This window comes from Dietzia sp. SLG310A2-38A2 (genome assembly GCF_014145095.1).
GTDB lineage: Bacteria > Actinomycetota > Actinomycetes > Mycobacteriales > Mycobacteriaceae > Dietzia.
In genome coordinates this window covers 927-5,995 of sequence record NZ_JAALDX010000482.1, presented here as the reverse complement: position 1 = coordinate 5,995, position 5,069 = coordinate 927, and the positions used below count along the sequence as shown (strand labels likewise).

3 protein-coding genes, 2 tRNA genes and 2 pseudogenes are annotated in these 5,069 nt (G+C 69.1%); 3 read left to right on the top strand and 4 right to left on the bottom strand.

From position 1 onward, the window contains the following. Positions 1-177: pseudogene (locus tag G6027_RS19070) on the bottom strand (isochorismate synthase); the annotation flags it as partial. A 124-nt stretch (positions 178-301) separates the two neighbouring features. On the opposite strand from G6027_RS19070, the gene gltX reads away from it, so the two are divergent. The 3 genes from gltX to G6027_RS15665 all read left to right on the top strand — a co-directional run bounded on the left by gltX (position 302) and on the right by G6027_RS15665 (position 2,064). Continuing rightward, on the top strand, positions 302-1,786 hold the full coding sequence (gltX, locus tag G6027_RS15675) for a glutamate--tRNA ligase (RefSeq protein WP_182637973.1): 1,485 nt from the start codon (positions 302-304) through the stop codon (positions 1,784-1,786). An 80-nt stretch (positions 1,787-1,866) separates the two neighbouring features. Continuing rightward, positions 1,867-1,938: transfer RNA gene (locus G6027_RS15670), tRNA-Gln, on the top strand. Positions 1,939-1,991: 53 nt separating this feature from the next. Beyond that, positions 1,992-2,064 (top strand) — tRNA-Glu (locus tag G6027_RS15665). A 107-nt stretch (positions 2,065-2,171) separates the two neighbouring features. Here G6027_RS15665 and G6027_RS15660 read toward each other — a convergent pair. From G6027_RS15660 to G6027_RS19065, 3 genes and pseudogenes are all read right to left on the bottom strand, one after another. Continuing rightward, positions 2,172-3,128, bottom strand: coding sequence for a hotdog domain-containing protein (locus tag G6027_RS15660; protein ID WP_182637972.1), 957 nt, complete (start codon positions 3,126-3,128; stop codon positions 2,172-2,174). A 132-nt stretch (positions 3,129-3,260) separates the two neighbouring features. Then, complete coding sequence (locus G6027_RS15655) at positions 3,261-4,841, bottom strand: MDR family MFS transporter (protein WP_182637974.1); 1,581 nt, start codon at positions 4,839-4,841, stop codon at positions 3,261-3,263. Positions 4,842-4,852: 11 nt separating this feature from the next. Beyond that, a pseudogene (locus G6027_RS19065) lies at positions 4,853-5,069 on the bottom strand (TetR family transcriptional regulator); the annotation flags it as partial.

The following is a 5,069-nucleotide window of genomic DNA, read 5'->3' as shown; positions in this document are numbered from 1 at the left end:
CCCCAGGGCGCCCACCACCAGCCCGCAGCGACCGGATCGGAGGGCCAGCGCCGCGTCGGCAGGGTCGGGGAAGACGCGGAGGGAGCCCTGGGTCCGCAGCGAGCCGGTGTGGCGGGACAGGAGGAAGTCCGGAGCGGTGACGGGCCTGGCGGCGTCGGCGTGGGGCCCTGACGCCACGGCTCGCCTCCCTCGACTCTGATGGGCGTGGATCGCGCGTGAGCGGCGGGCCACGGGTACCCGGCCGATCCTAGGCCGGTCCTGCGCGGGGGTGCGAGCCGGGACCGTCACTAGGATGGTGGGTATGACAGCCTCAGACGTCCGTGTCCGCTTCTGCCCGTCACCCACCGGCACACCACATGTGGGACTCGTCCGGACGGCGCTGTTCAACTGGGCCCACGCCCGGCACACGGGCGGGACCTTCGTCTTCCGCATCGAGGACACCGACGCCGCACGCGACTCGGAGGAGTCGTACCAGTCGCTGCTCGACGCGCTCCGGTGGCTCGGACTGGACTGGGACGAGGGGCCGGAGGTGGGCGGGCCGTACGCCCCCTACCGTCAGTCCGAACGCCGAGACCAGCACCTCGAGGTGGTGCGCAGGCTCGTCGACGCCGGTGAGGCCTACGAGTCCTTCTCGACCGCCGAGGAGGTCGAGGCCCGCCACCGGGCGGCCGGGCGTGATCCCAAACTCGGGTACGACGGGTTCGACCGCGACCTGACGGAGGAGCAGAAACAGGCCTACCGCGACGAGGGCCGTGGCGCGGTGATCCGGCTGCGGATGCCGGACGAGGACCTGGGGTGGGACGACCTCGTCCGCGGGGAGACCGTCTTCAAGGCCGGTACCGTTCCGGACTTCGCGCTCACCCGGGGCAACGGGATCCCGCTGTACACGCTGGTCAACCCGGTCGACGACGCGCTCATGCAGATCACCCACGTCCTGCGTGGCGAGGACCTGCTCAGCTCGACCCCCAGGCAGATCGCGCTCTACCGTGCCCTGACCCGGATCGGGGTGGCCGAGCGTGTCCCCGAGTTCGGGCATCTGCCGTTCGTCATGGGAGACGGCAACAAGAAGCTGTCCAAGCGGGACCCGGAGTCGGATCTGTTCCTGCACCGCGACCGCGGCATGCTGCCCGAGGGGCTGCTCAACTATCTGGCACTGCTGGGCTGGGGACTGTCGGACGACCGCGACGTGTTCTCCCTGCAGGAGATGGTGGAGGCCTTCGACGTGCGCCAGGTCAATGCGAACCCGGCGCGTTTCGACCAGAAGAAGGCGGACGCGATCAACGCCGAGCACATCCGGCGGCTCCCGCCGGAGGAGTTCGCGCGGCGTCTGAGGGACTTCCTCGAGGCGCACCCGTCCGAGGACGGCCTGACGCTGCCCGCGGGACTGGACGGCGACCGTTGGGCGGTCCTCGCGGATCTGGTGCAGACCCGCATCGTCGTCCTGTCCGATGCGTGGGACCTGATCCGCTTCCTGGTGGTGGAGGAAGCGGAGTTCGTCGTTGACCCCAAGTCCGCCGCCAAGAACCTCAAGGCCGATGCGCGCGAGGTCGTGGACGCGGCTGTGGCCGCTCTGGAGTCCGTACAGGAGTGGTCGACCCCCGCGATCGAGGCGGCGCTCTCCGGTGCGTTGGTCGACGCGCTCGGGATCAAGCCGCGGAAGGCCTACGGGCCGGTACGGGTCGCGGTGACCGGATCGCACATCTCGCCGCCGCTGTTCGAGTCGCTGGAACTGCTGGGGCGCGAGGTGACTCTTGCCCGCCTCCGGGCCGCGCCCATCGCTGAATGACCAGGCGATTTGCTATTCACCCTCGGTGCTTTGATAGTCTCTTCGAGGTCGCCCCGCACGGGGCGGACAAGTGAATACAGTGGCCTATGGTGTAATTGGCAACACAGCGGTTTCTGGTACCGTCGTTCTAGGTTCGAGTCCTGGTAGGCCAGCTGAGCGCGTTCCAGCGCTCACTGCAGCGGTTCCTCGCGGTTCCGCGTCCTGAGCCCCCGTCGTCTAGCGGCCTAGGACGCCGCCCTCTCACGGCGGTAGCGTGGGTTCGAATCCCATCGGGGGTACACCTGAGAACGCCCGGAGCATCACGCTCCGGGCGTTCTCCCCATTTCGACGGGTCCCTCTCCGGGTCGATTCGTCTCCACCCCGCCGGGTGATCGACGGGGACCCGTCAGCCGGCGGCCCCCACCTGAGCGGGCCCGTCGACCCGCCCCCGTCCTCGCAGCCGGATGAGGTGCCGTGCGTGCTCGTCGAGTGCGCGGTCCTCCGCGGTCAGCGGGGTCCAGTGCGGCACCGGGGTGGGGCGGAGATCCGGGCCCAGGGCCGCGCACACGGCCAGGCAATGGGTCGTCAGCACCCGTTCAGGCGACGTGGGCTCGCCGGACCTGACGTGGACGGATACGTGCATCGTCTCGTGACCTGTGTGCAGGAGCCGGGCCTCCACCTCGACGACGTGGCCGATCTTCACCGGGTGGTAGAAGCGCACGCCGCCGGCGTACACCGAGGTACACGGGGTGCCCGACCAGTGGGTCGCGCACAGGTTCGCGGCGTCGTCGATCCACGACATGATGCGTCCCCCGTGCACGTTGCCGCCCCAGTTCACGTCGCCCGGGGCCGCGAGGAACCGCAGGGCCGATCGGGGTGCGGTCCCGGCGTCGGTGTAGCTCTGGTCGGCCATGGCGTCCTCGATGTCCTTCCTCAAGGCGATGCGCATCACCGCTTCGTCGGACTCGTGGACCTCCAGCCGGGAGGCGGGCCGCCAGGCCGGCACCGGGGTGGGCGTTCCCGCGCGGACCGCGATGAAGACGACCAGGCACTCCGCGCAATGCCGGTAGTCGAGCGTCACTGGATCGCAGGCGCGGACGTCGCACTGTATGTGCATCGATGTCGAGCCCGTGTGGACGAGTCGCGCGGACACCTCGACGAGTTCCCCGGCCTCGATCGGCCGGGAGAAGCGGACATTGCCGACGTAGACCGTGACGGCGTATCCGCCGGACCACACCGCGGCCTGGGCGTACGCGGCCTTGTCGATCCACTCGAGGATCCGGCCGGTGTGCACCTGGTTCCCGGTGCCCACGTCGGTCGGAGCGGCGAGGAAGCGCAGGACGGTCTCTCGGGGAGTGTTCACGCTGGGCAAGCTATCGCCGTCGGGTAACGGGGCGGTTGCCGCGAGTGTGGATCGCGTGTCGGTCTGCTCACCCCGCTACCGCGGCGCCGTGAGCACCCCGCCTGATCTGCCCGGCCGATCAGGCGAGTCGGTTCAGTCGACGGTCTCCTTGAGGGGGTCCTCCCGGATGAACAGCAACAGCACCGTGGCGATCACCAGGAGGGGGACCACGGCGAGGAAGATCGGTACCAGGGCCTCGTTGTAGGACCCCACGATCGCGTCGTGCAGGGGTCCGGGCAGGCCGGCGAGGATCTCGGGGCTCATCGAGTTGGCCGCTCCGGAGCCGTCTGCGAACGACGAGGCCACCTCGGCTCCCTCCGGTCCCATCGAGGCCGCCGCGGCCGGGATCCGGTCGTCCATGAGATCCGCGAGACGACTGACGAAGAGCGACCCCACGATCGCCGACCCCAGTGTCCCGCCGATCTGGCGGAAGAAGTTGTTGGACGCGGTGGCGGTCCCGACCATCGACACGGGGAACGAATTCTGGACGATCAGGACGAGCAGCTGCATGCACAGCCCCAGGCCGAAGCCGAAGACGAAGAGGACCGCTCCGAGGTGGAGCAGGGTGTCGGAGGCCTCGAGCGAGCTGATGAGCCACAGGCCCGCGGCCATGATGATCGTGCCGACCACGGGGTACCACTTGTAGCGGCCTGTGCGGCTCACGATGTTGCCCACGATGATGGAGGTTCCCATCATCCCCGCCATCATCGGGGTCATCATCAGGCCGGCGTCGGTGGGGCCGAGCCCGTGGACCATCTGGATGTAGGTGGGCAGGTAGGTGATGGTCCCGAACATCGCCACGCCGATGATGAGCCCGGCGGCCGTGGAGAGTGCGAAGTTGCGTTCCGCGAACAGCGACATGGGGATCAGCGGGTGCGGCGAGCGCAACTCGACGAGGACGAACGCCACGGCGCAGGTCACGAACAGGGCGGTGAGGCCGATGATCACGGGGTCGGTCCACGGGAAGCGGTTGCCGGCCCACGAGCAGACGAGGATGAGCGCCGTGGTGCCGGTGACCATGAGTACGGTACCCGGCCAGTCGGTGCTACGGCCGGTGCCGCGAGTGGGCAACTTCAGGTAGAGAACGGCGACCGCCAGCGTGAGCAGGCATACCGGCAGGTTGAACCACAGTGCCCAGCGCCAGCCCGGGCCCTCGGTGAAGAACCCGCCCAGGAGCGGCCCCAGGATCGATGACAGTCCGAAGACGGCCCCCATGACCCCCATGTATCGGCCCCTCTGCCGGGCGGGCACGACGTCCGCGACGATGGCCTGGGACAGCACCATCAGACCGCCACCTCCCAGCCCCTGGATCGCGCGCGAGACGATCAGGATGTCGATGCTCCACGACAGGGCGCCGAGGACGGAACCACCGAGGAACAGCAGGATGGCGGTGACGAAGAGCGGCTTGCGTCCGATCTGGTCACCGAGCTTGCCGTACACGGGCAGCCCGATGGTCATGGTGAGGAGATAGACGGTGATGACCCAGGACATCTTGTCGACCCCGCCGAGGTCCGCGACGATCGTGGGCAGCGCGGTCGCGAAGATCATCTGCCCCAGGGACACGATGAGCATCCCGAGCAGCAGAGACGCGAAGACCAGCGGCACGTTGTGGGATGCGGGAGCCGGTCCGGTGGGTTCGCGACCGTCCGTCGCGATGATGCTGGTGTCGCTCATGCTTGTGTCGCTCACGGAGTGGCTCCCGTGGTCTCAGGAGAGGTCGTCTCGGACGGTGTGGTGTCGGTGGGTGCGGTGACGAGGAGTGCGAGCTGCCGGAGCGCGAGCGCGCACTCGGCGTCGAGGTCGGCGAAGGTCGCGGCCTCGCGCGTCAGCCAGGTGGACAGCCCCAGGTTGGCCGAGGCGGCCACGAGGGCCACGCAGGCACGTGCCTCAGCCCTGGCCGCG